Genomic DNA, 21,950 nt, shown 5'->3' with positions numbered 1-21,950 from the left:
ATGCTCTTAACTTCGCACATTTCCCGCACGTTTTGACATTATGTTGCGCTGTCTCGATCCTATCGGAAAGTAAGGCGCAAGAGGCCGGCGGAGGGTTCCGTCAGTCTAGCAGCCGCTGGCCCGATAGGACAGGATCAGCCGGTCTCCGCCACTTCGGGAAGGGGTGTCCACTGCCTGTCCGCCGGCAGCGGCGCGAAGATGGCGTCGATCATCGCGTCGTCCACCTGCTCCAGCGTAGGCGGGTTCCAGCGCGGCGCATTATCCTTGTCGAAGATCACCGCGCGTACGCCCTCCACGAAGTCGGGGCGACGGATGATCGCGCAGGCGAGGCCATATTCCATCGCCATATTGTCGGCGAAGCTGTCCTTGCGCCCGCCTTCGACTAGTTGGCGCAGCGCCACCTTGATCGTCTGGGGCGATTTGGTGGCAAGGACAGCCAGTTGTTTGGCCGCCCATTCGCCGCCATCGGCCTGAAGCGCGGCGACGATTTCCTCCGCCTTGTCGGATGCGAAGTGCCTGTCGATATCGGCGCGAACGGCCTCCAGCTTCGAGGGGGGAGGCGATACCATATTCTCGTCCAATATCTCTTCCAGCCCCAGCGGGTCGGCCAATATCCGGGCCTTGACCGCGTCCAGATGATCGGACGGGATATAATGGGTGGCGATGCCGATGGCCGTGCAGTCGGCCCCGTCGATCCGCGATCCGGTCGCCGCCAGCCACGCCCCGACCCGGCCGGGCAGGCGCGGCAGATACCAGCCGCCGCCGACATCGGGGAAAAGGCCGATGCCGGTTTCGGGCATGGCGAAATTCGTCCGCTCGGTCGCGACGCGGAAGCGGGCGGGGAGGGACAGGCCGACGCCGCCGCCCATGACGATGCCGTCGATGAAGGCGACGATCGGCTTGTCATAGACGAACAGCAGATGGTTCATGCGGTATTCGAGGCTGAAGAAGCGCTCGGCCTCCACGCAGTCCGCCCTGGCACTATTGGCGATCAGCGCGATGTCGCCGCCGGCGCAGAAGCCGCGGGACAGTCTGGGATCGCCATCGGCGGCGGGCAGATGGTCGATCATGACCGCGACGATGGCATCATCCTGCCCCCAGGCGAGCAGGGCATCGTTGATCGCTTCGCACATGACGGGGGTCAGCGCATGGATCGCCTTTGGCCGGTTGAGGCGGATGCGGCCGACGCCGTTTTCGATGAAAGTCAGGACTTGGTCGGTCATTATCTTCCTATCCTCTCCCCTCCCAGGGGAGAGGATACGCAGCCTTGGCGCGGCACGCGCCTAGGCGGAGTTCGAGAGGGGGATGGCTTGGCGCATCGCCCCCTCTCCCAGCTGCGACTAGGCAGCACGCTGCCAAGTCTTCGCAACCCTCTCCCCCGAGGGGAGAGGGGCATAGATCAGTGCCGCAGCATGTCCCGCGCCACGATCATGCGCATCACCTGATTGGTGCCCTCCAGGATGGAATGGACGCGCAGGTCGCGCCAGAAGCGTTCGATCGGATAGTCCATCAGATAGCCATAGCCGCCATGGAGTTGCAGCGCGCGGTCGACCACCGAGGAGCCGGTGTCGGTGGCGAAGCGCTTGGCCATGGCAGCGAAGCGGGTCTTGTCCGGTGCGTTTTCCGTCACCTTGACGGCGGCGGCGTACAGGAGCGTGCGGGCGGCCTCCAACTCGGTCTGCATGTCGGCCAGGGTGAATTGCGTGTTCTGGAAATCGGCGATCGACTGGCCGAACTGCTTGCGGTCCCTGGTATATTGCACGGTTTCATCGATGCAGCGTTGCGCGCCGCCGAGCGAACAGGCGCCGATATTGAGACGGCCGCCGTCGAGGCCCATCATCGCGATGCGGAAGCCTTCGCCCTCCGCGCCTACGCGGTTTTCGACCGGGACTCGCACCGCGTCGAAATTGACCTGCGCCGTGGGTTGCGAGTGCCAGCCGAGTTTGCGTTCCTGCGCGCCAAAGCTGACACCGGGCATGTCCTTTTCGATGACGAGGCAGGATATGCCCTTCGGCCCGTCCTCACCGGTGCGGACCATGACGACATAGATGTCGTTCTCGCCGCCGCCGGAGATGAACTGCTTGGAGCCGGTGACGACATAATGGTCGCCGTCGCGCACCGCCCTGGTCTTGAGCGCGGCGGCGTCCGACCCTGCGCCTGCTTCGGTCAGGCAATAGCTCGCCATGCGCGTCATGGGGACGAGGTCGGGGAGATATTTGTCCTTCACCGCCTGCCCGCCGAAACGGTCGATCATCCACGCGCCCATATTGTGGATGGAGATGAAGGCGCTGGTGGATGGGCAGCCATAGGCCATGGCTTCCATGATGAGCGCGGCTTCCAGCCGGCCAAGGCCGATGCCGCCCGCTTCCTCCGACACATAGATGCCGCCAAAGCCCAGTTCTGCCGCCGCGCGGATCGTGTCGCGCGGGAAGATATGCTTTTCGTCCCACTCCGCCGCATGGGGCGTGATGGCGTCGGCGGTGAAACGCTGGGCCATGTCCTGGATCGTGCGCTGATCGTCGGTCAGGTCGAACTGGGTCATGCTCTCCTTTCGTCATGCCGCTGCGGTGACATGATCATGTGGGGAACTTCTAGCAGGCCAGCGTTATTGCCAGCAATGGGGAAGTTGTGCATGAACATCCTGCAAATTTGCAGGGCTAGGCGATGTTCGACTGGGACGATCTGCGCGTATTTCTGGCGGTGGCGCGGGCGCGCAAGGTGGCGCCGGCGGCGCGAACGCTGGGCATCGACGCGACCACCATCGCACGGCGGCTGGCGCGGCTGGAAAAGGCGCTGGATGCCGAATTGTTCGAGGTCGGCGCGGGCGAGCGGGCGCTGACCGCGCGCGGGCAGGAATTGCTGGCCCATGCCGAAGCGGCGGAAAGCGCCGCGCTGGCGGCAATGGAGGATGTGCAGGGGCAGCAGCATCGGCTGAGCGGGCAGGTGCGCCTGTCGGTGGCGGAGGGGTTCGGCACCTGGGTATTGGCGCCGGGCATGGGCGACTTCAACCGGCGGCATCCGGGCATCCGGCTGGATCTGGTGACGGCGTCCGGCTTCCTGAACCCATCCAATCGCGAGGCGGACATGGCCGTCATGCTGGCGCGGCCGCAGCGCGGACGGCTGACGGTGCGGCGGCTGGGCGACTATCGGCTGCACCTCTACACATCGCCTGCCTATATCGAGCGGGTAGGGCGACCGGGTAAACCCGCCGACCTGCGCGATTGTACGCTGGTCGGCTATGTGCCGGAGTTCATCTTTTCCCCCGAACTGGATTATCTGGACGAGGTGGAAGCGGGGCTGGAGGCGACATTGCGGTCGACCAGCATCATCATGCAGCAACGGATGATCGCCGACGGCGCGGGGATCGGCGTGCTGCCCGATTTCATCGCGCGGCGCGACCCCGGCCTGATGCCGCTGATGGCCGACCGGGTGGAGATCATCCGCAGTTTCTGGCTGGTGATGCACGGCGACCTGCGCAAGCTGGCGCGGATCGGCGCGGTGGCCGGCTGGGTGCAGGAACGGGTCGAAACCTTGTCCGGCGCGCGCGATGTGCCACCGGATGCAGGGGGATAAGGTGAAGCGTCCCAAAGATGACATTAAAGTCAATCGACGCCGCCCTTTCACCTCGCTAAGGGAGTGGGGATGAATAGAAAGCGGTCGCATTTCGCTTATGCAGCATAAGCCCAAGCGGAGCCGGGCGATCGCCGTGCCAAACGGGGAATTTCGCGCCCGCGCCACCGAATATCTGGATTTTCTGGCCGCCTGGCTGAAGAAGCCGCGCCAGACCGCGTCGGTCGTGCCGTCCAGCCGCTATCTCGCCCGGCTGATGGTGGCGCAGATCGATCCGCAGGGCGGCCGTGTGCTGGAACTGGGCGGCGGCACCGGGGTCTTTACCCGCGCCATTCTGGAAACCGGCCTGTCGCCCGAAAAGCTGGAGGTGGTGGAGATCAACCCGGCCTTCGCGCGCGGGTTGCGCCGCCATTTCCCGCAGGTGTCGATCCTGGAGACGCCGGCGCAAATCGTATCGACCGCGACCGCTGGCGCACCGGGCGATTATCAGACCGTGGTCAGCGGCCTGCCGCTGCTGGCGATGGATCGCTACATGCACTTCGACATCTTGTCCGAATCCTTCCGCATGCTGCGGCCGGGCGGCAGTTTCGTGCAATTCACCTATTCGATGCGCCCGCCAGTCAATCGTGACGTGATGGAGGCGCTGGGGCTGGACGTGGTGCGCGCCGGTCAGACCGTGCGCAACTTCCCGCCCGCGACCGTGTTCCGCTTCTTCCGGCGCGGCGAGCAGGACTGATGGAATAGAAGAGGGACCGCATCGGGTGATGCGGCCCCTCTTTTTGCGTCAGTAGAAGGCGCCGTAGATCACATCGACCACGCGACGGGTGCGGATGCGAACCAGCAGCAGGTCGGGGCCATAACGGATCCAGCGATAGCCAGCCGGCGGCGCACCGACGCCCAGATAGCGATAATCGTCATAATAATAGCGCGAGGACAGGAAGAGCGACGGCAGCAGAAGGCCGATTGTCCAGCGGCGATAGCGATAGCCATGGGGATATTGGAAGCCGGGCCGGTAGATCGGCTTGAAATGCGGTGGACGGCCGGCGCCGGGCCTGTGTGGCGGTTGCGGCTTTACCGGGCGCGGCGGTTGGGGCCTGCCCGGACGGGGCGGCTGGATCGACGGGCCACCGGTGCCGGGACGCGGCGGTTGGATGGCGGGACCGCCCGTGCCGGGCCGGGGCGGCTGAATCGAGGGGCCGCCGGGGCGAACGGGCTGAACGGACGGGCCGCCCGGCCTTGGGGGCTGGGGCCTGGGTGGCTGGGGTTTTGGTCGCTGAGATTGCGGCGGTGTGGGCCGGGCGGGGGCGGGGCGCGCCGCCGGCCGCTGCGCGCCGGGTCGATCCTGCTGTTGCAGTTGTTGCTGCGCCAGAGCGATGTCGGGAGTGACGATGAACGCGATCGAGAGAAACAGGGCTGCCTTTTTCATGGGGCCTTCTCCACTTATGGGAAGTGGAAGCTATGGCGATCATAACGCAGGAGCAATGGTTTTCATGCGGTTGTATCCGGGCGTCGCAGCCCTATCTTTGGCGCGACTAAGCAGGGGCAGAGCCATCCATGGCATCCATCATAGAGATTAAAGGCCTGACGAAACGTTATGCGTCGGGTTTCGAGGCGCTCAAGGGCGTCGATCTGAGCATCGAGGAAGGGGAGATTTTCGCGCTGTTGGGGCCGAATGGCGCCGGCAAGACGACGATGATCTCCATCATCTGCGGCATCGCCCGTGCGAGTGGCGGCAGCGTGACCGTGGCGGGCCATGACATCGTGCGCGACTATCGCGGCGCGCGCACGGCGATCGGACTGGTGCCGCAGGAATTGCATACCGACCAGTTCGAGCAGGTGATCGACACGGTGCGCCTGAGCCGGGGGCTGTTCGGCCTGCCGCGCAACGATGCGCATGTCGAGAAGATCCTGCGCGACCTGTCGCTGTGGGACAAGCGCAACAACCGGATCATCGAATTGTCGGGCGGGATGAAGCGCCGGGTGATGATCGCCAAGGCGCTGAGCCATGAGCCGCGCATCCTGTTCCTGGACGAACCGACCGCCGGCGTGGACGTGGAACTGCGCCGCGACATGTGGAAGCTGATCGGCGAACTGCGCCAGACCGGCGTCACCATCATCCTGACCACCCATTATATCGAAGAGGCCGAGGAAATGGCCGACCGCGTGGGCGTGATCAACAAGGGCGAGTTGATGCTGGTCGAGGACAAGACCGCGCTCATGAAGAAACTGGGCAAGAAGACGCTGACGGTCGTGCTGGCCGATCCGATGGAGACGGTGCCGGCGGAACTGTCCGAATGGAACGTGACGCTGAACGCCGACGGCCATGAGATCGAGTATATCTTCGATACGCAGGCGGAGCGGACCGGCGTGTCGTCATTGCTGCGCAAGCTGGGCGATCTTGGCATCGGCTACAAGGACCTCAATACCAAGCAGAGCAGCCTGGAGGATATATTCGTGAGCCTCGTCCATCAGGAGAAGGCCGCATGAGCCTCCAGAATTTCCACGCCATCGCGTCCATCTACAAGTTCGAGCTGCACCGGTTCCGTCGCACCTGGCTGACCGGGCTATTGGTGCCGGTCATCACGACGACGCTCTATTTCGTCGTGTTCGGCGGGGCGATCGGATCGCGCATGACGGAGGTGGACGGCATCGCCTATGGCGCGTTCATCGTGCCTGGCCTCATCATGATGTCGATGCTGACGGAGAGCATCTTCAACGCCAGTTTCGGCATCTACATGCCCAAATATAGCGGCACCATCTACGAACTGCTGTCGGCGCCCATTTCCGCGACGGAGACGGTCATCGCCTATGTCGGCGCGGCGGCGACCAAGTCGCTGATCGTGGGGACGATCATCTTCCTGACCGCGCATCTGTTCGTCGATCTTCCTATCGCGCACCCCTTCGCCATGGCGGGGTTCATGGTGTTGATCGCGATCAGCTTCTGCCTGTTCGGCTTCATCCTGGGCATCTGGGCGCAGGGGTTCGAGCAGTTGCAGGTGATCCCGCTGCTGGTCGTCACGCCGCTGACGTTCCTGGGGGGCGCCTTTTATTCCGTCCATATGCTGGCGGACCCGTGGCGCACGATGACGCTGTTCAACCCGATCGTCTATCTGATCTCAGGCTTTCGCTGGACCTTCTTCGGCCGGGGCGACGTGCGAATCGAATATAGCCTGGCGTTCGTCGCGGCCATGCTCATCCTGTGCATCGCCATCATCGGCTGGATATTCCGGACGGGCTATCGATTGAAGAAATGAAAAGGGCGGCCAGTGGCCGCCCCGATGGCTTGTCAGATCAGGCGTATTTGTTTTCCGCATTTTGCGAGCCGTCATTTGGTCCAGATGACTTCAAAATGCTCTGGCCCTTTCAGGCCGCCTGGCTTTCCGGCGTGACGGCGAACAGGGTCTTGCCCTTATATTTGTCGTCGGTTTCGTTGTAGAGGCCGTACATCGCCTCGAACGCCTGATCCAGCACCTGAATGTCCGACAGGCCGACCAGCTTGAACGTGCCCAGCTTCAACTCGCGCGGAGGCGCGCCGTCACGATCAGTGGTCACCGCGTCGATGAACATTTCATCGTGGCGGGTGTAGAGGATGTGCGGCGCCAGGGTGACGACCATCTTGTTATAGGTCACCTTCAGGCACTTCTGGAGCGCGATCGCTTCAAAAATCTCGGTCGGGGCTTGCATGATGGACTCTCCCTGACCGATTTTGACGATTCTTTCAATTGCTTTGTGCGCTGCACCATGTTCCTTCCGTGCAATCGCCACGATGAACCGTCAGGCGGGCAGCAGGCCCAGCCGTTCGCGCAGGGTCCAGCGGCTGATGAGCAGCACCGCCACCGCGCCAAGCCCGCTGGCCAGACCGAACCAGATGCCCAGCCCCTCCATGCCGAGCGGGAAGGCGAGCAGGGTGCCGACGCCGATGCCGACGATCCAGTAGCCGATCAGCGCGAAGATCATCGGCACCGTCGTATCCTGCACCCCGCGCAGCACGCCAGCGCCCACGGCCTGCGCCGCATCGACCAACTGGAACAGGGCGGCGACGGCAAGGAAACTCACCGCCAGCGCCGCCGTGCGGGCATTGGCGGGGTTGGCGAGGTCGAGGAAGGCGGACACCAAGGTCCGCGGCATCAGGATCAGCAGCGCGGCGGCACAGCAAGCGAAACCGGTGCCGATGATCAGCGCCAGCCAGCCGGCCCGGCCGATGCCGGCATGATCGCGCCGCCCATAGGCAATGCCGACGCGGATGGTCGCGGCCTGCCCGATGCCCATCGGCACCATGAAGACCAGCGCCGCGATCTGGATCGCGACCGCATGGGCGGCGAGCGAGTCCCGGTCGATCAGCCCCATCAGGAAGGCCGAGGCGTTGAACACGGTGGTTTCAAAGCCCAGCGTGATGGCGATCGGCAGGCCGAGCGCCCAGACCTGCCGCTGCCGTTCGCGATCGTGGGTCCAGAACCGGCCCATCAGCCGATAGCGGCGGAAGCGGCGATCGACCAATATCACCATCAGCAGGCCGAAGAAGAGAAAGCAGGAGGAGAGCGTGCTGGCCAGCCCCGCGCCGAACAGGCCGAACGCGGGAAAGCCCAGATGGCCGAAGATCAGCGCCCAGCCCATGAGCACGTTGATGGGGATGGCGGCCAGCATGATGATGAGGCCCCAGACCGGCCGTTCCAGCGCGGCGATGAAGTTGCGCAACGTGGTGAAGCCAAGGAAGGGGAGCAGCGCCCATTGCAGCCCGTGCATCAGATGCCCGGCCTCCCGCGCCAGATCGGCATCCTGCCCCATGGCCAGCAATATCGACTCGCACTGCCACAGCAGGAGCCAGGCCGGGAGGACGAAGAAGAGGGCGGCGCGCAGTGTCTGCTGGACGGTGCGGCGCACGTCTCTAACGCTGTGCCGACGGCGGCCCCTCTCGCTGGCGATCAAGGGAGAGGCGGCGGTGACCAGCCCCATGCCGAACAGCAACAGCGCGTGGAACAGGTTGATGGCGAGCGCGCCGGCCGCCACCGCCTCCGCCCCGATCCGGCCGAGCAGCAGCAGATCGGTGGCGGCGATCGCCGACCAGGCGATATTGCCAGCGATCATCGGCAACGCCAGCGCGATCAGCGCGCCGGCCTCGATACGCCAAGGGGAAGGATGGGTCACTTTGGGCAATCCGAAATGGTCTTCCATTCGCCCTGAGCTTGTCGAAGGGGGCTTTACGCCGACCTTGGCTCACATGCTTCGACAGGCTCGGCACGAACGGATGTTGTGGCGTTTCCCTAAAGCCCTCAGTGCTTTTTGAACAGGTGCAGCACGCCCACGATGATGCCGCCGATGACCAGCCCGACGATCGCGCCGCCGATGGCGTTGACCATCCAGTCGAGGAAGCCGCCGATCGCCGGCACGGCATGGGCGGCCCCTTGCGCCACATGGTGGATCGCGCCGGGAATCAGGTCGAGGTGGAATTCGTGCAGGCCATGCACGATCAGTCCGCCGCCGACCCACAGCATGGCGGCGGTGCCGACCACCGACAGGAACGCCATCAGCACCGGCATCGCCTTCACCAGACTGCGACCCAGCGCCTGCGTACCCGCGCCGTCCTTCTTGGCGAGGTGCAGGCCGATATCGTCCATTTTCACGATCAGGCCGACGACGCCATAGACGCCGGCGGTGATGAGGATGGCGACGACCACCAGGATCAGCGCCTGTTCCCACACCGGTTCGGCCGCGACCGTGCCCAGCGAAATCGCCATGATCTCGCCCGACAGGATGAAGTCGGTGCGGATCGCGCTCGATACCTTCTGATCCTCCAGTTCGGTGGAACTGTGCACCTTAACCGCTTCATCGGCGACGTCATGGCCGCCCTGGACTGCTTCCAGCAGCTTTTCCACCGCCTCGAAGCACAGGAATGCGCCGCCCAGCATCAGCAATGGTGGCAGCAGCCATGGCGCGAAGGCACTCATCAGCAGCGCGGCGGGCAGCAGGAAGAGCAGTTTGTTGCGCAGCGATCCCTTGGCAATCTTCCAGATGATCGGCAGTTCGCGGTCCGGGGTCAGGCCCATGACATATTTGGGGGTGACGGCGGCATCGTCGATGACGACACCTGCGGCCTTCGTACCGGCCCGGCCGGCGGCTGCGGCGACATCGTCGAGCGAAGTCGCGGTCAGCTTGGCAATCCCCGCCACATCGTCGAGCAGCGCGATCAGACCCGAAGGCATAGTCTTTATTTCCCCTGTTGTGGGCGCAAGTCGCACCCGTCGCGCTTCATAGAGGGCGCGTAGCGGGGGAGCAAGGAACGGCTTGGATTCAATAATTTCCCGGCGGGTCGCTGGCGGGGAAGCTTTCGTCGGACTGTTCCTCCACCTTGTCCCAGTCGTCGGGCGCGATGCCCTGTTGCGGGACTGCTTCCCGGATGAAGCCGGTCGATCCGACGGATTCGTCGTCTGCGTCCGTGCCCATCCAGTCGCGCCAGCCCTTGACCGCGAAAACGCCAAGGCCCGTGACGATGGCCAGCTTCAACAGCCCCTTCATGGATTTTTCGCCTGACCATGGTGGAGATGGACCCAGTCGGCCCGGTCATGGCTCACCGCTTCGGCAGTCAGGCGAATTTCGCCTTCCTCGTCCGACCCGCCCGGCTCTTGCTCCTGCGTGCCGGCGGACGGGAGTGACCAACGTTCGCGCAGGGCGGCGTCGATCATCAGTCCCCATGCCGCGGGATCGCCCGCGTCGCGCATCGCCGCGTCCGGTTCCTTTATGAGGGCGAGGATGCTGGCGGCATCCTCCACTCGCGTCGGCCATTGGTCGGGTTGACTGGCCGCCAGACGGCGCGCCAGCCGTTCGATGAGAGAGCGGTCTTCCATGCTGGATCGAACGCTTGTCCGGCATCCCCGTTCCCCATTTTCCCCGCTCCCCTTTTCCTGCCGATGGCGAACCGATGTGAACGTTGCGTGCGACAGCGAGTTGGACAGGTGTTGAACGAGGAAGGAGCGCGAGCATGCCGCAGGGTGACAAGGGCAGCTACACCGACAAGCAGAAGCGCAAGGCGCAGCATATCGAGCAGAGCTACGAGGATCGCGGAGTCGGCCACAATGAGGCGCAGGCAAGGGCGTGGGCTACCGTGAACAAGGATTCGGGCGGTGGCAACCAGTCCGGTTCCGGGCGGGGCAAGCCGGATAGCCATGCTTCGGCACGCAAGGGTGGTGCGGCGTCCGCCCGACGATCCGCCGCCGACCGGTCAGCGGCGGCGAAGAAGGGCTGGGAGACGCGGCGCAAGCGGGGCGGGGATTAACCCCCGTTGCGGCGGCGTCCTTTTCTGGAGCAAGGCCTGTTCGGAGAGTCTGCGCCCGGTAACGACGGCGCTCGTCCGCTTTCAGCAGGATTGCGCCACCCCGGACCCTTCGGCAGGCTGAGGCTAGGCTTGATCCGAGGCCCCGCTTGTCTGATGCTTGCGGAGAAAGCGGGATGCCGGGTCAAGCCCGGCATGACGAAAGAGATATGACTGCAAGCGACCAAAATTTGTCATCCAGCAGGCGCTCTGCCCTGCTCGAAAACGGAAATTGGTTAATTTAAGATCACGGCAGATAGTTTAGATAGGTGGGCTTAAAATGGCCCTCAGGTCACTAACCTAATTAGGTCTGCTTTCTGCCAGATGACTGCAAACGGAAAATCATATCCTAAACTTACGAAGCACTAAGCGGGCCTCCGAAACTATATCTCTGTTTTCCTTAAGTTTATCAAATTTGAATTTAACTTGCCATACCGCGCCGAACTCTAAGAATGTCGTGCCGCACAAATCATTCGAATCATCCTTCAATTCAAGACGATTGCATACAACTCTTCCCCAAGGGCGATCTATAACCCGAAGGTTTCGGAGTTTTGGAAAATTGCTGACACCTCTTACGTTGGGAAATCCCCCCTCCATCTTCTCACTATTAGTCCATTGATCATACTCCAACGTGAAGCTGCTTCTGGCGATATGATCAGTAGAAGTGTCGCCGATACGAATAATAACATACCTTAAGCTTTTCTCATCCTGCGCTGCTACATCGCCGGAAAATTGATATGTTGCTTCGCCAATTTTCATAATGGTCGGATTTTTCTGGTTACAACCAGCGAGGGATATAATCATTACAATGTTATGCACTACACATCGCATTGTGCTACCTCCGATTGTCGATATAATAAATGTCACGCTTTAAGCATTAATACCGTTGCCAATGTTCGCTTTCAGTAAACTAGGGATCAGAAAATCCTGAAGGGCCGCGTGGTCAACCGACTGCTTATCCTATGTCGCAATGCGCTATCGGGCCAAATTGGCAGTAAGCAGACAGCCCGCTCCCCACCCATCCCGCGCCCAACAAAAAAGCCGCCCGTTGCGGGGCGGCTTTCTCGTTCGATCCGTACGGGAAGACGATCAGGCTTCTTCAGCCGTCTCTTCTTCTTCGTCGTTGCTGGCCGAAGCGATTTCGCCCGGTTCAGCGTTGGGATCATAATCTTCGGTGAAGCCGCTCTCGTCCTTTTCGAACAGGTCGGCCATCACGTCCACGCCCTGCGACTGAAGCTCTGCTTCTTCCGGCGAACGGGCGACGTTGACGGTGATCGTCACGGCGACTTCGGGGTGCAGCGCGACCTTGACGTCGAACACGCCGAGCGTCTTGATCGGACGTTCCAGCACGACCATCGCCTTGGTGACGTTGGTCACGCCATCGGCGTGCAGCGCGTCCACGACGTCGCGGACGGCGACCGAGCCGTACAGATGGCCAGCGTTCGACGACTGGCGGATCAGGACGATCTGCTTGCCGTTGACGCCCGATGCAGCCGCTTCGGCGTCGCCACGACGGGCGGCGTTGTCGGCTTCGATCTTGGCGCGGTTGGCTTCAAAAACGCGCTTGTTGGCGTTGTTGGAGCGCAGGGCCTTCTTGTTGGGCAGCAGGAAGTTACGTGCGTAACCGTCCTTCACGGTGACGACGTCACCGATCGCGCCCAGCTTCTCGATGCGTTCGAGGAGAATGATTTCCATGGGTCTTTCCCCTTACTTCACGATGTAGGGCAGCAGGCCCAGGTGACGGGCGCGCTTGATGGCCTGGGCCAGTTCGCGCTGCTTCTTGGCCGAAACGGCCGTGATGCGGCTGGGGACGATCTTGCCGCGCTCGGACACGAAGCCCTGAAGCAGACGGACGTCCTTATAATCGATCTTCGGCGCATCCTTGGCGGCGAAGGGGCAGCTCTTGCGGCGGCGGAAAAATGGGCGTGCCATGGTTCAGATCTCCTTATTCAGCAGCCGGGGCGGCGTCTTCGCGGTCGCGGCGCGGGCCACGATCTTCGCGATCACCACGGGGGCCACGGTCGCCGCGATCACCACGGGGGCCACGATCGCCGCGCTCAGGGCGGTCCTGCTTGCGCATCATCACCGACGGGCCGGTTTCCAGCTCATCGACCTTGATGGTCATGTAGCGGATGATGTCTTCGTTGATCTGCGTCTGGCGCTCCAGTTCCGCAACGACGTCACCGGGGGCGTCGATGTTCAGCATCACATAATGTGCCTTGCGGTTCTTGGCGATCTTGTACGCGAGCGAACGCAGGCCCCAGGTCTCGACCTTGGTCACCTTGCCGTTGTTGTCCTCGACGATCTTCGTGGCGGTTTCCGCCAGTGCATCCACCTGCGCCTGTGCCAGATCCTGGCGCGCAAGGAACACATGCTCGTAAAGAGCCATGGGTATTGCCTCATCTGTTGGCCGATCGCTGACGCCCACCCCATGTGGAACGCCCCTCCGGCTGTCGTCTCAATGCTTCGCGATGACGCCGAGTCACCCCGGAGCCGATGCGAAGGCGCGCCTATGGCTGAAATGGGGGGGGAAAGCAAGGGACTTGGGGTTTCCCGTGTCACGCCCACCTGACTTGCCTGATGAAGAGCGTTTGGCCAAGCTGGACCCCGGCTTGCGCCGGGCAACAAGGGAGAGGGGTATGACCATGTCTGTAGCGATCGCCGCATTATCGCTGATATTGCTGATGATCGCCGCCTATCGGGGAATGAGCGTCATCGTCATGGCGCCGCTGCTGGCCATGCTGGCGGTGTTCCTGACCGATCCCGCCGCTGTGCCCGCCGCCTTTTCCGGCCTGTTCATGGAGCGGGTGGCGAGTTTCCTGAAACTCTATTTCCCGGTGTTTCTGCTGGGCGCACTGTTCGGCAAGCTGGTGGAGATTTCGGGCTTTTCCCGCGCGATCGTGACGGCGGTGATCGGCTTCATCGGCGCGGGGCGGGCGATTCCCGCGATCATGGCGGTGACGGCCTTGCTCACCTATGGCGGCGTATCGGTGTTCGTCGCGGTCTTCGCCGTCTATCCCTTCGCCGCAGAGATGTTCCGGCGGGCCGATATTCCCAAGCGACTGGTGCCGGCCACCATCGGCCTTGGCGCGCTGACCTTCACCATGGACGCGCTGCCCGGCACGCCACAGATTCAGAATATCATCCCGACCAGCTTTTTCGGCACCACCACATGGGCCGCGCCCGTGCTGGGCCTGATCGGGTCGGTCTTCATCGCGACGACGGGGCTGGCCTATCTGGGCTGGCGGCGGCGGGCGATGCTGGCGACGGGGGAGGGCTATGGCGCGCCCGAAACGCTGGTGAACGAACCGGAGCAGCGGGATGAGGGGGATCGCGTCCATCCGCTGATCGCGCTGTTGCCGCTGCTGGTGGTGGGCGTGGGCAATCTGTTGCTGACGCTGGCCATCCCGCGCTGGGTGAGCGGGCCGGAGGTGACGCTGTCGCTGCCCGGCATGGCGGAGCCGGTCGCGGTCAAGGTGGCGCAGGTCTCCGCTCTGTGGGCAGTGGAGGGCGCGTTATTGGCGGGCATCGGCACCATCCTGCTCTTCGCCTTCCGTCCCGTGGCGCAGCGTTTTGCCGACGGGTCGAAGGCGGCGGTCGGCGGGGCCTTGCTGGCGGGGATGAATACGGCGGTGGAATATGGGTTCGGCGCGGTGATCGCGGCGCTGCCGGGCTTCCTGGTGGTCAAGGATGCGCTGCGCGCCATTCCCAATCCGCTGGTCAATGAAGCGATTACGGTGACGTCGCTGGCGGGCATCACCGGATCGGCGTCCGGCGGGCTGTCGATCGCGCTGGCGGCGATGGCGGACCAGTTCGCGGCGGCGGGCGACGCGGCCGGCATCCCGCGCGAGGTGCTGCACCGGATTGCCTCCATGGCGAGCGGAGGGATGGACAGCCTGCCGCATAATGGCGCGGTCATCACCTTGCTGGCGGTGACGGGCCTGACCCATCGGCAGGCCTATAAGGATATTTTCGCGCTGACGTTGATCAAGACGCTGACCGTCTTCGTGGTGATCGCGGTCTATTATCTGACCGGGCTGGTCTGATCCGTTTTGGGTTAATTACGGTGCATTTCCGCCGACCCGATGAAATGGGCGCGGGTGGACGGACCGGCCTTGTCGAGCAGCGCGGAAACCTTGTCCTTCAGGCTTTGGGAAGGGTGATCGGCATCGTCATAGGCCATGCCCCATTCGCCGAACTCGCGCTGTTCGATCGTCTTTTCGCGCAGCTTGACCAGCGCGCCGTGCCGCCCGTCGCGCGCGATGCGGGCATAGACGCGCTCGACGGCGTCCTTCGGGCCTTCCAATACCTGCAAAAAACGGCGGCTGTTGAACAGGAGCAGCCCCGTCACATCGTCCGCGCTGTTCCGCCGTGCGGAGTTGCGCGCAATGACGGCGCAGTCCGCCGAACTGAGTGGACCGGTGGTGCTGCTGATATACATGATCTGGTGCAACGACATGGCCTGTTCCGATTTCACGCCCCCCGGCTACGCAGGCTTTAATGTGAAATCCTTTCAAATCCGCTACTTGATGCAGATCATGAAAGCCCCCGAAGGCGCGAAGCCTTCGGGGGTGGCGTTGCTTAACGGATCGCGTTGCCGACGACAGCGCCGATCAGGCCGCTGGTGATCGCGATCAGCACCGCGTCATTGCCCGAACGCACCCACTGCTGGCCGCGCGGCGGGGCCGACAGGCGATAGTCGCGATAATTGCTGATCACCCGATAGTTGCTGGCCTGCCGACGGTCGAAGCGCTGCCCCTTGGCCCAGCGATGGCTGTTGTAGCGGGGCGCATTCTTGCGCACGACGGTCTGCTTCTTGACGACGGTGCGGCCATTGGGCTTCTGCTTGATGACCTTGCGGGTTTCGACCTGGCGATGCTGGGCGACATGGCTCTGCGCCTGCGCCTGCGCGGTGACGATGGGGCTGGCGACCAGGGTGGTGGTGGCCAGGGCCATGAGGATCTTCTTGAACATGTTGTGCTCCTTCTGCCTTGTTAAGGGCGCCTTTTGCGTGGCGTCGAAGACAGAGATAGGCGGCGCTTGTCGCGCAGATGTGTCGCGGAAGGGGAAAGAGTGTCGGAAATTGTAACAGATTGAAATTTAAGCTGAACCGTTGTTCAGGAAGGACGGAATTGGTGGGGATTCGCGGGTGTGGATCGACGAGCCTGCGGTATGGGCGGCGAGGCTTTTGCGTTGAGGATGAGGGCGATCAGTTCGGCGAGGTGGCCGTCACCACCATGTGGGCGAGATGGGGTGGATGGCGGGCTGTCGGCTTTACTATGCCGTGGGGGCAAAAGCTGTAATTATCAACTTCTGCGAAATTTCACTGTCCTCAATCGGCCAGAAAGCTCGATTGTCATCGGCGTCGAGCTATCATCGAGCCGAAGCTTCAAGGCGCTTTTCGCCCTGTCGATGCTAACCCGATCTGCATCGGACACACCGACGTAGGCAGCGGGAAGCACATAGCGGCCGACCTTATCGTGTTCGACCACATAACTAACTTGTTGCTTCCGCAAAAACATCTGGCCGTTTTCTAATTTTAGTGAGCCACAACAGGCACTCGCGTAGGTGCCATTGGCTGACCCAATTGGCTCGCTAGGTGGAAACGCGCTCCAATACCCGAGCAAACCTGCGAAGAACGTAGGGATGAAAACGATCTTGGCGAGGGTGGGCTTATTCACGACTGCATCATCAGCCAAATATCACGACAGCACAATGTCTGGTATCGGGCTGGCGTGCACGCATTCCCAACGGATCCAAATGGTCGTTATCGCACCCGTCGACTTCGCCACTCTCCAGCCGCCTTGCCCTCACTCATGCCTTAGTGCGTCGATCGGGTTGAGCGCTGCTGCCCGTCGGGCCGGGAAATAGCCGAACACCACGCCGATCGCGGCGGAGAACAGGAAGGCGATGGCGTTGACTTTCACGTCGAACAGGAAGGGCACCTGCATCAGCGGGGCGATGGCGACCGACGCGATCAACGCCAGGAACAGGCCGATAAGGCCGCCCAGGCAGGACAGCACGATCGCCTCGACCAGAAACTGCATCAGCACCTCGCGCGCGACCGCGCCGATGGCAAGGCGGATGCCGATTTCGCGGGTCCGTTCCGTCACCGATACCAGCATGATGTTCATGATGCCGATGCCACCGACCAGCAGCGATATCGCCGCCACCGCGCCTACGATCTGGGTCAGGATGGTGGTCGTGCCGGTCAGCGTGTCGCTGATCTGCTTGGTGTCGAAGACGTTGAAATTATCCTCCTGCCCGTCCTTGATCTTGCGTCGTTCGCGCATCAGTTCCTCAAGGCTGGCCTGCACCGTGCTGGTGTCATAGGCGTCGTCGACCGCGACCATGATCTGGCTGATGTCGCGGTCGCCGGTGAAGCGGCGCTGCACGAATTTGATCGGCATGACGACGACATCGTCCTGATCGCCGAACCCGCCCTGGCCGCGCGTGGCGAGCACGCCCACGACCTGACAGGACACGCCCTTGATCCGCATCCGCTGGCCGACCGGCTCGGCCCCCTGGAACAGGTTGGTGCGCACCGTGTTGCCGATGATGCAGACGGATTTGCCCGCTTCCTCTTCCTCCGGCAGGAACAGGCGGCCGTCCGCCACTTTCCACGACTGTACCTCCGAATAGGCGGACGTCGTGCCATAGACGGTGGTGGACCAGTTATTGCCTTCATAGATGGCGGTGCCGCTCGATTGCACCACCGGGGCCACGGCGCGCACACCTGTCAGTTGGTTTTCGATGGCGGTGAGGTCGCGTTCCTTGAAGTCGGGCGGACGCGGCCCGCCGCCGCCACGGCCAAAGCCCTGTCCCGGACGCAGTTGCAGCACATTGGCGCCCAGCGAACTGATCTGTTCGCGCACGGCCGCCGTGGCGCCATTGCCCAGCGTCACCATGGTGACGACCGCCGCCACGCCGATGATGATGCCCAGCGTGGTCAGGAAACTGCGCAGCTTGTGCCGGTTGATCGCGCGAAAGGCGAGGATGACGGTGGTGCCTAGCATCCCGATGTTCCTCGCCCTTTGGGGGAGAGGATAGCGGAGCTTGCCAGCTTGCTGGCTAGCGGCGCTTGGAGAGGGGCGCGCGACCTGACGCGAGGGCATATCCCCCTCTTCCAACTCCGCCTAAGTCGCTGCGCGCCCAAGGCTGCGTATCCTTCTCCCCCTTGAGGGAGAAGGCTTGCCGCTTGCAGACTCACGCCGCCACCCCCGCTTCGATGCTTTCGACCAGACCGTCGCGGAAATGGACGATGGTGCGGGCGAAGGCCGCCATGTCCGGTTCGTGCGTCACCATCAGCACGGTGATGCCGCTATTCCTGTTGAGGTCGGTCAGCAATTCCATGATCTCGATCGAACGCTGGGAATCGAGGTTGCCAGTCGGCTCGTCCGCCACCAGCACGTCGGGCTGGGTGACGATGGCGCGGGCGATGGCGACGCGCTGCTGCTGCCCGCCGGACAGTTCGGCGGGGGTATGGTCCCACCAGTCCTTCAGGCCCACCTTGTCGAGCGCGGCCATGCCCATGTCGTAGCGGGTCTTCTTGTCCTCGCCGCGATAGAGCAGGGGGAGTTCGACATTTTCCAGCGCGGTGGTGCGCGACAGCAGATTGAAGCCCTGAAACACGAAGCCGAGATAGCGGCGGCGCAGCAGCGCCCGCTGGTCGCGGTCCAGTGTCTCCACATGATGGCCCTTGAACAAATAGGTGCCGCCGGACGGCACGTCGAGGCAGCCCAGTATGTTCATCGTGGTCGACTTGCCCGACCCTGACGGCCCCATGACGGCGACGAAATCGCCCTGCTGGATGTCGAGGTCCACGCCCTTGAGCGCCTGAAACGCGGTCGGCCCTTCGCCATAGACTTTGGTGACGCCCCTTAAGGAGATAATGGGAGAAGAGATGATGGGATCAGCGCCCATGGCGATCAGGTCCCGCTCTGGCGACCGGTGCCGCGCGTCTGGCCAGGGGCAGGCTGTGCGCCCGATGGCGCGACCGGCGCGGTTTCGGGCGCGGCGTCGCCCGAATTGCCGAGCTTGCCAACGGTGGCGGGCGATCCGTCGGTCGACGGGTTGCGCTGCCGGTCCGGGGCCCTGGCGTCGGGCTGATCGGCTTTCTGGTCTTCGGCCGGTGCCTGCTGGCCTGCCGCCAACTGGCCGGTGATGACCCGCGCGCCGGCCTTCAGCTCGCCGCCGGTGATGGCGGTGCGCGATCCGTCGCTGGCGCCCACGGTGACCTGCACCGCTTTGGGAGTGCCATCCTCGCCCACGACATAGACGGTCTGGCTGCTGCCCGCGCCGAACTTGACCTGACGATTGGCACCGCCGCGCCGCATCCGGCCGGGACCGGGCAGGACGCTGGCAATGCCGCCGCCCTGCTTGCCGGCGCTCGGCTTGAAGCGCAGCGCGCTGTTGGGGACGAGCAGGACGTCATGCAGTTCCTGCGTCACGATGTCCGCCGTCGCGGTCATGCCGGGGCGCAGCGTCTCATCCCTGTTATTCACCGACAGCACCGCCGTATAGGCGACCACCGTGCCGGTCGTGCTGGTCGTCGTCGTGCTGGAAGAGGACGACGAGCTGCTGCTGGCGTTCGACCCGACATTGACCCGCGTGACCGTCGCCGGGAAGGTGCGGCCGGGGAAGGCGTCCACGGCGAAATTGGCGCTTTGCCCTTCCTTCACCTGACCGACATCGGCTTCATCCACCGACACTTCGACTTCCATTTGCGTCAGGTCTTCGGCCAGCGTGAACAGGACCGGCGCGTTCAGCGAGGCGGCGACCGTCTGGCCCGGTTCGATGTCACGCGACAGGACCACGCCGTTCACGGGTGAGACGATCTGGGCGATCGACAGGTTGGTCTGCGCCGAGGAAAGCTGCGCGCGGGACACATTCACCTGCGCCTGTGCCGAACGGAGGCTGGCGAGCGCGCCCTGATAGTCGGCGCGGGCCGAATCCAGTTCGGTCTTGGCCGGCACGCGGCCGCCCGACAGCTTGAACACGCTTTCCTGCCGGTCGAGCGTTGCCTTGGCGAGCGCCACCTGCGCCTGCGCCTGCGCGACGCTGGCCTGGCTGGACGCGACCTGCGCCTGATTCTGGTTGACCGTGTCGACCAGGCGGCGGGTGTCCAGTTCGGCGAGCTTCTGCCCCTTGGTCACGCGGTCGTTCACATCGACATAGACGGCGGTGATCTTGCCGGACTGTTCGGACCCGACATCGACCTGATTGATGGGCTTGAGGTTGCCGGTGGCGGAGACGCTGACCGTCAGGTCGCCCTGCCGCACTTCGCGGGTCGCGTAATTGGGCTTGTCCTCGCCCGAAAAGCATTTGGCGACAAGCAGGACGAGGATCAGCAGGACGACGCCTGCGCCGCCCCGTATCACCCATTTGCGCCACGGTTTCTCCGGCTTTTCGCCGAGGAAGTCGCTCAGATCCTTGTCCGGGGTCACATCATTGCTCATTGGGGCGATTGTCCATGGTCTGCCAGCCGCCGCCCAGCGCATTATAGAGTTGGGCGATGGCCAGAACTTCGTCGGATTGCGCGGAAGCCAGGCTGTTGCGCGCGTTCAATATGGTGGTTTCGCTGGTCGAGAGCGTCTGGAAATCGATCAGGCCGACCTGATACTGGCTGCGCGCCAATATCGCGGCATTGTTCGACGCCTCATAAGCGGTGGCGAATTCGACCTTGCGCCGCCGCGCGCTGTCGAGTGAGGCCATCGCATTTTCGACATCCTCCAGCGCTCCCAGCACACTTTGCTTGTAGGCGGCGAAGGCGGCGTCGGTCGCGGCCTGTTGCGACCGCACCTGCGACCGCAGCCGGCCGCCGTCGAAGATGGTCTGCGCCACATTGCCGAAGACGCCGCCGGTAATCAGGCTGAACAGATCCTTGAAGGCGTTGGAGGTGGTGCCGATATTGCCGCTGATGCCGAGCGAGGGGTAAAGCTGCGCCTGCGCCACGCCGATCCGCGCGGTGGCGGCGGCGAGCGCCCGTTCGGCGCTGCGCACGTCGGGCCGCTGGCGCAGCGTGTCGGCGGGGATGCCGGTCGCGATCTGCGTCGATGCGACGGGAAGCGGGGCGGGGGTTTCCAGCGCGCGGGTGGCTTCGCCCGGCGCCTGCCCCGTCAGCACGGCGATGCGGTTCAGACTGCCGCGCAGGCTGGCCTCCAGTTGCGGAATGCTGGCGTTGGTCTGTGCCAGTTGCGCCTTGGCCTGCTGCTCGTCCAGCGACGACACGAGGCCGGCCTGCAAGCGCCAGCCGGCAATGTCATAATTGTCCTTCTGCACTGCCTGCGTTTCGCGCGCGATCGTCAGTTGCTGCTGCGCCAGCCGCGCCTGCACATAGTTGGTGACGAGTTCGGAGATGATCGTCATCCGCACATTGGCGAGGTCGTAGCCCGATGCGGCGAGGTCTGCGCGGGCGGCCTCGGACGAGCGGGCCAGTTCCCCGAACAGGTCGATCTGCCAGCTTGCGTTGGCGCGCCCCGAATAGCTGCTGGACCAGTTGGACGATCCGCCGCCGATCGGATTGCCATTGCTGTCGAGGCGGCCGCCCGCATCCTGGCTGCTGTAATTGCGGCCGCCGTTGGCGGAGCCGCTGATCTGCGGCAGGAAGCTGGCATTGGCCTGGCGCAGGCTCTCGCGCGCCTGCCGCAGACGGGCCTGCGCTTGCACGATATCCAGATTGTTGGCGATCGCGCTGTCGATCAGGCCGCTGAGCGCCGGATCGTTGAGGTGCGTCCACCATTGCGCCAGATCGGCGTCGCTCAGTGCGGCATTATCGCCCTGGCTATAGGTAGCCGGCACGCCCAGCGCGCTCGTTTGCGGCGCATGATAATTCGGCCCCGCTGCGCAGGCGGACAGCATCAGCGCCGTCCCGCTCATCCATGCAAAGCGATATCGCACCTTTTCCTTGCACTCCGTCATCGTTAAAGGGGCCGCCACGCGCCATGCCGAAAGGCGATGGCAGACGTCCATGCTCTGACTGCCGCAGGGTTGTGTACGTCTCAATGACATTTATGTCTCAAAGTGTAACGATTTTGATTTTCAGCGTTTTTCGGCAGGCGCGATGGGTTGGAGC

25 protein-coding genes are annotated in these 21,950 nt (G+C 63.5%); 6 read left to right on the top strand and 19 right to left on the bottom strand.

Features of this window, described 5'->3' with window-relative positions; genetic code table 11:
• Positions 1–134 precede the first annotated feature (134 nt).
• Together ASE85_RS01905 and ASE85_RS01900 are read right to left on the bottom strand one after the other, a co-directional pair.
• Positions 135–1,223, bottom strand: a complete 1,089-nt coding sequence (locus tag ASE85_RS01905; protein ID WP_056682593.1) for an enoyl-CoA hydratase/isomerase family protein — start codon at positions 1,221–1,223, stop codon at positions 135–137.
• A 176-nt stretch (positions 1,224–1,399) separates the two neighbouring features.
• Positions 1,400–2,542, bottom strand: coding sequence for an acyl-CoA dehydrogenase family protein (locus ASE85_RS01900; protein WP_056682590.1), 1,143 nt, complete (start codon positions 2,540–2,542; stop codon positions 1,400–1,402).
• Positions 2,543–2,664: 122 nt separating this feature from the next.
• Between ASE85_RS01900 and ASE85_RS01895 the strand changes: the two genes are divergently transcribed.
• A complete protein-coding gene (locus tag ASE85_RS01895; protein WP_056682587.1) occupies positions 2,665–3,573 on the top strand; it encodes a LysR family transcriptional regulator in 909 nt (302 codons plus the stop codon).
• Positions 3,574–3,670: 97 nt separating this feature from the next.
• Positions 3,671–4,306, top strand: coding sequence for a class I SAM-dependent methyltransferase (locus tag ASE85_RS01890; RefSeq protein WP_056682584.1), 636 nt, complete (start codon positions 3,671–3,673; stop codon positions 4,304–4,306).
• Between the two features lie 48 nt (positions 4,307–4,354).
• Here ASE85_RS01890 and ASE85_RS01885 read toward each other — a convergent pair whose 3' ends face one another.
• Positions 4,355–4,996 (bottom strand): RcnB family protein, encoded by a 642-nt coding sequence (locus tag ASE85_RS01885; RefSeq protein WP_056682581.1) that lies wholly within the window; start codon positions 4,994–4,996, stop codon positions 4,355–4,357.
• A gap of 128 nt (positions 4,997–5,124) precedes the next feature.
• Here ASE85_RS01885 and ASE85_RS01880 point away from each other — a divergent pair, with 128 nt between their 5' ends.
• Both ASE85_RS01880 and ASE85_RS01875 read left to right on the top strand, forming a co-directional pair.
• On the top strand, positions 5,125–6,057 hold the full coding sequence (locus ASE85_RS01880; RefSeq protein ID WP_056682578.1) for an ABC transporter ATP-binding protein: 933 nt from the start codon (positions 5,125–5,127) through the stop codon (positions 6,055–6,057).
• Positions 6,054–6,824 carry an ABC transporter permease gene (locus ASE85_RS01875; RefSeq protein WP_056682575.1) on the top strand — a complete coding sequence of 257 codons (771 nt, stop codon included), beginning with the start codon at positions 6,054–6,056 and terminating at the stop codon, positions 6,822–6,824. Before ASE85_RS01880 ends, ASE85_RS01875 begins: the two co-directional genes overlap by 4 nt.
• 109 nt (positions 6,825–6,933) lie before the next feature.
• Here ASE85_RS01875 and ASE85_RS01870 read toward each other — a convergent pair whose 3' ends face one another.
• The 5 genes from ASE85_RS01870 to ASE85_RS01850 all read right to left on the bottom strand — a co-directional run bounded on the left by ASE85_RS01870 (position 6,934) and on the right by ASE85_RS01850 (position 10,412).
• Positions 6,934–7,254, bottom strand: a complete 321-nt coding sequence (locus ASE85_RS01870) for a hypothetical protein (protein ID WP_056682568.1) — start codon at positions 7,252–7,254, stop codon at positions 6,934–6,936.
• Between the two features lie 90 nt (positions 7,255–7,344).
• Positions 7,345–8,742, bottom strand: a complete 1,398-nt coding sequence (locus ASE85_RS01865) for an MATE family efflux transporter (RefSeq protein WP_056682565.1) — start codon at positions 8,740–8,742, stop codon at positions 7,345–7,347.
• Between the two features lie 98 nt (positions 8,743–8,840).
• On the bottom strand, positions 8,841–9,770 hold the full coding sequence (locus tag ASE85_RS01860) for a DUF808 domain-containing protein (protein WP_056682562.1): 930 nt from the start codon (positions 9,768–9,770) through the stop codon (positions 8,841–8,843).
• A gap of 88 nt (positions 9,771–9,858) precedes the next feature.
• On the bottom strand, positions 9,859–10,083 hold the full coding sequence (locus ASE85_RS01855; RefSeq protein WP_056682559.1) for a hypothetical protein: 225 nt from the start codon (positions 10,081–10,083) through the stop codon (positions 9,859–9,861).
• Positions 10,080–10,412, bottom strand: a complete 333-nt coding sequence (locus ASE85_RS01850; protein WP_056682556.1) for a hypothetical protein — start codon at positions 10,410–10,412, stop codon at positions 10,080–10,082. Before ASE85_RS01850 ends, ASE85_RS01855 begins: the two co-directional genes overlap by 4 nt.
• Before the next feature lie 134 nt (positions 10,413–10,546).
• Here ASE85_RS01850 and ASE85_RS01845 point away from each other — a divergent pair, with 134 nt between their 5' ends.
• Positions 10,547–10,840 (top strand): hypothetical protein, encoded by a 294-nt coding sequence (locus tag ASE85_RS01845; protein ID WP_056682552.1) that lies wholly within the window; start codon positions 10,547–10,549, stop codon positions 10,838–10,840.
• Between the two features lie 378 nt (positions 10,841–11,218).
• Here ASE85_RS01845 and ASE85_RS22775 read toward each other — a convergent pair whose 3' ends face one another.
• The 4 genes from ASE85_RS22775 to rpsF form a co-directional block, all read right to left on the bottom strand.
• Positions 11,219–11,680, bottom strand: coding sequence for a hypothetical protein (locus tag ASE85_RS22775; RefSeq protein ID WP_156358151.1), 462 nt, complete (start codon positions 11,678–11,680; stop codon positions 11,219–11,221).
• Between the two features lie 285 nt (positions 11,681–11,965).
• Positions 11,966–12,571 carry a 50S ribosomal protein L9 gene (gene rplI / locus ASE85_RS01840; protein WP_056682549.1) on the bottom strand — a complete coding sequence of 202 codons (606 nt, stop codon included), beginning with the start codon at positions 12,569–12,571 and terminating at the stop codon, positions 11,966–11,968.
• A gap of 12 nt (positions 12,572–12,583) precedes the next feature.
• On the bottom strand, positions 12,584–12,808 hold the full coding sequence (gene rpsR, locus ASE85_RS01835; protein ID WP_004212076.1) for a 30S ribosomal protein S18: 225 nt from the start codon (positions 12,806–12,808) through the stop codon (positions 12,584–12,586).
• Between the two features lie 13 nt (positions 12,809–12,821).
• Positions 12,822–13,265 (bottom strand): 30S ribosomal protein S6, encoded by a 444-nt coding sequence (gene rpsF, locus ASE85_RS01830; protein WP_056682544.1) that lies wholly within the window; start codon positions 13,263–13,265, stop codon positions 12,822–12,824.
• Positions 13,266–13,521: 256 nt separating this feature from the next.
• On the opposite strand from rpsF, the gene ASE85_RS01825 reads away from it, so the two are divergent.
• A complete protein-coding gene (locus ASE85_RS01825) occupies positions 13,522–14,922 on the top strand; it encodes a GntP family permease (protein WP_056684233.1) in 1,401 nt (466 codons plus the stop codon).
• Between the two features lie 11 nt (positions 14,923–14,933).
• Here ASE85_RS01825 and ASE85_RS01820 read toward each other — a convergent pair whose 3' ends face one another.
• The 7 genes from ASE85_RS01820 to ASE85_RS01790 all read right to left on the bottom strand — a co-directional run bounded on the left by ASE85_RS01820 (position 14,934) and on the right by ASE85_RS01790 (position 21,796).
• Complete coding sequence (locus ASE85_RS01820; RefSeq protein ID WP_235523154.1) at positions 14,934–15,353, bottom strand: BLUF domain-containing protein; 420 nt, start codon at positions 15,351–15,353, stop codon at positions 14,934–14,936.
• A gap of 104 nt (positions 15,354–15,457) precedes the next feature.
• Positions 15,458–15,850 (bottom strand): RcnB family protein, encoded by a 393-nt coding sequence (locus ASE85_RS01815; RefSeq protein ID WP_056682541.1) that lies wholly within the window; start codon positions 15,848–15,850, stop codon positions 15,458–15,460.
• A 332-nt stretch (positions 15,851–16,182) separates the two neighbouring features.
• A complete protein-coding gene (locus ASE85_RS01810; RefSeq protein WP_056682538.1) occupies positions 16,183–16,557 on the bottom strand; it encodes a hypothetical protein in 375 nt (124 codons plus the stop codon).
• A gap of 129 nt (positions 16,558–16,686) precedes the next feature.
• A complete protein-coding gene (locus ASE85_RS01805; protein ID WP_056682535.1) occupies positions 16,687–17,892 on the bottom strand; it encodes an ABC transporter permease in 1,206 nt (401 codons plus the stop codon).
• A gap of 190 nt (positions 17,893–18,082) precedes the next feature.
• Positions 18,083–18,784 carry an ABC transporter ATP-binding protein gene (locus ASE85_RS01800; RefSeq protein ID WP_056684227.1) on the bottom strand — a complete coding sequence of 234 codons (702 nt, stop codon included), beginning with the start codon at positions 18,782–18,784 and terminating at the stop codon, positions 18,083–18,085.
• Between the two features lie 20 nt (positions 18,785–18,804).
• A complete protein-coding gene (locus ASE85_RS01795; RefSeq protein ID WP_056682532.1) occupies positions 18,805–20,334 on the bottom strand; it encodes an efflux RND transporter periplasmic adaptor subunit in 1,530 nt (509 codons plus the stop codon).
• Positions 20,324–21,796 (bottom strand): efflux transporter outer membrane subunit, encoded by a 1,473-nt coding sequence (locus tag ASE85_RS01790; RefSeq protein ID WP_200928277.1) that lies wholly within the window; start codon positions 21,794–21,796, stop codon positions 20,324–20,326. Before ASE85_RS01790 ends, ASE85_RS01795 begins: the two co-directional genes overlap by 11 nt.
• Positions 21,797–21,950: the final 154 nt, after the last annotated feature.

The sequence above is a fragment of the Sphingobium sp. Leaf26 genome, assembly GCF_001421665.1.
GTDB lineage: Bacteria > Pseudomonadota > Alphaproteobacteria > Sphingomonadales > Sphingomonadaceae > Sphingobium.
This window is presented reverse-complemented; position numbering and strand designations above follow the sequence as displayed.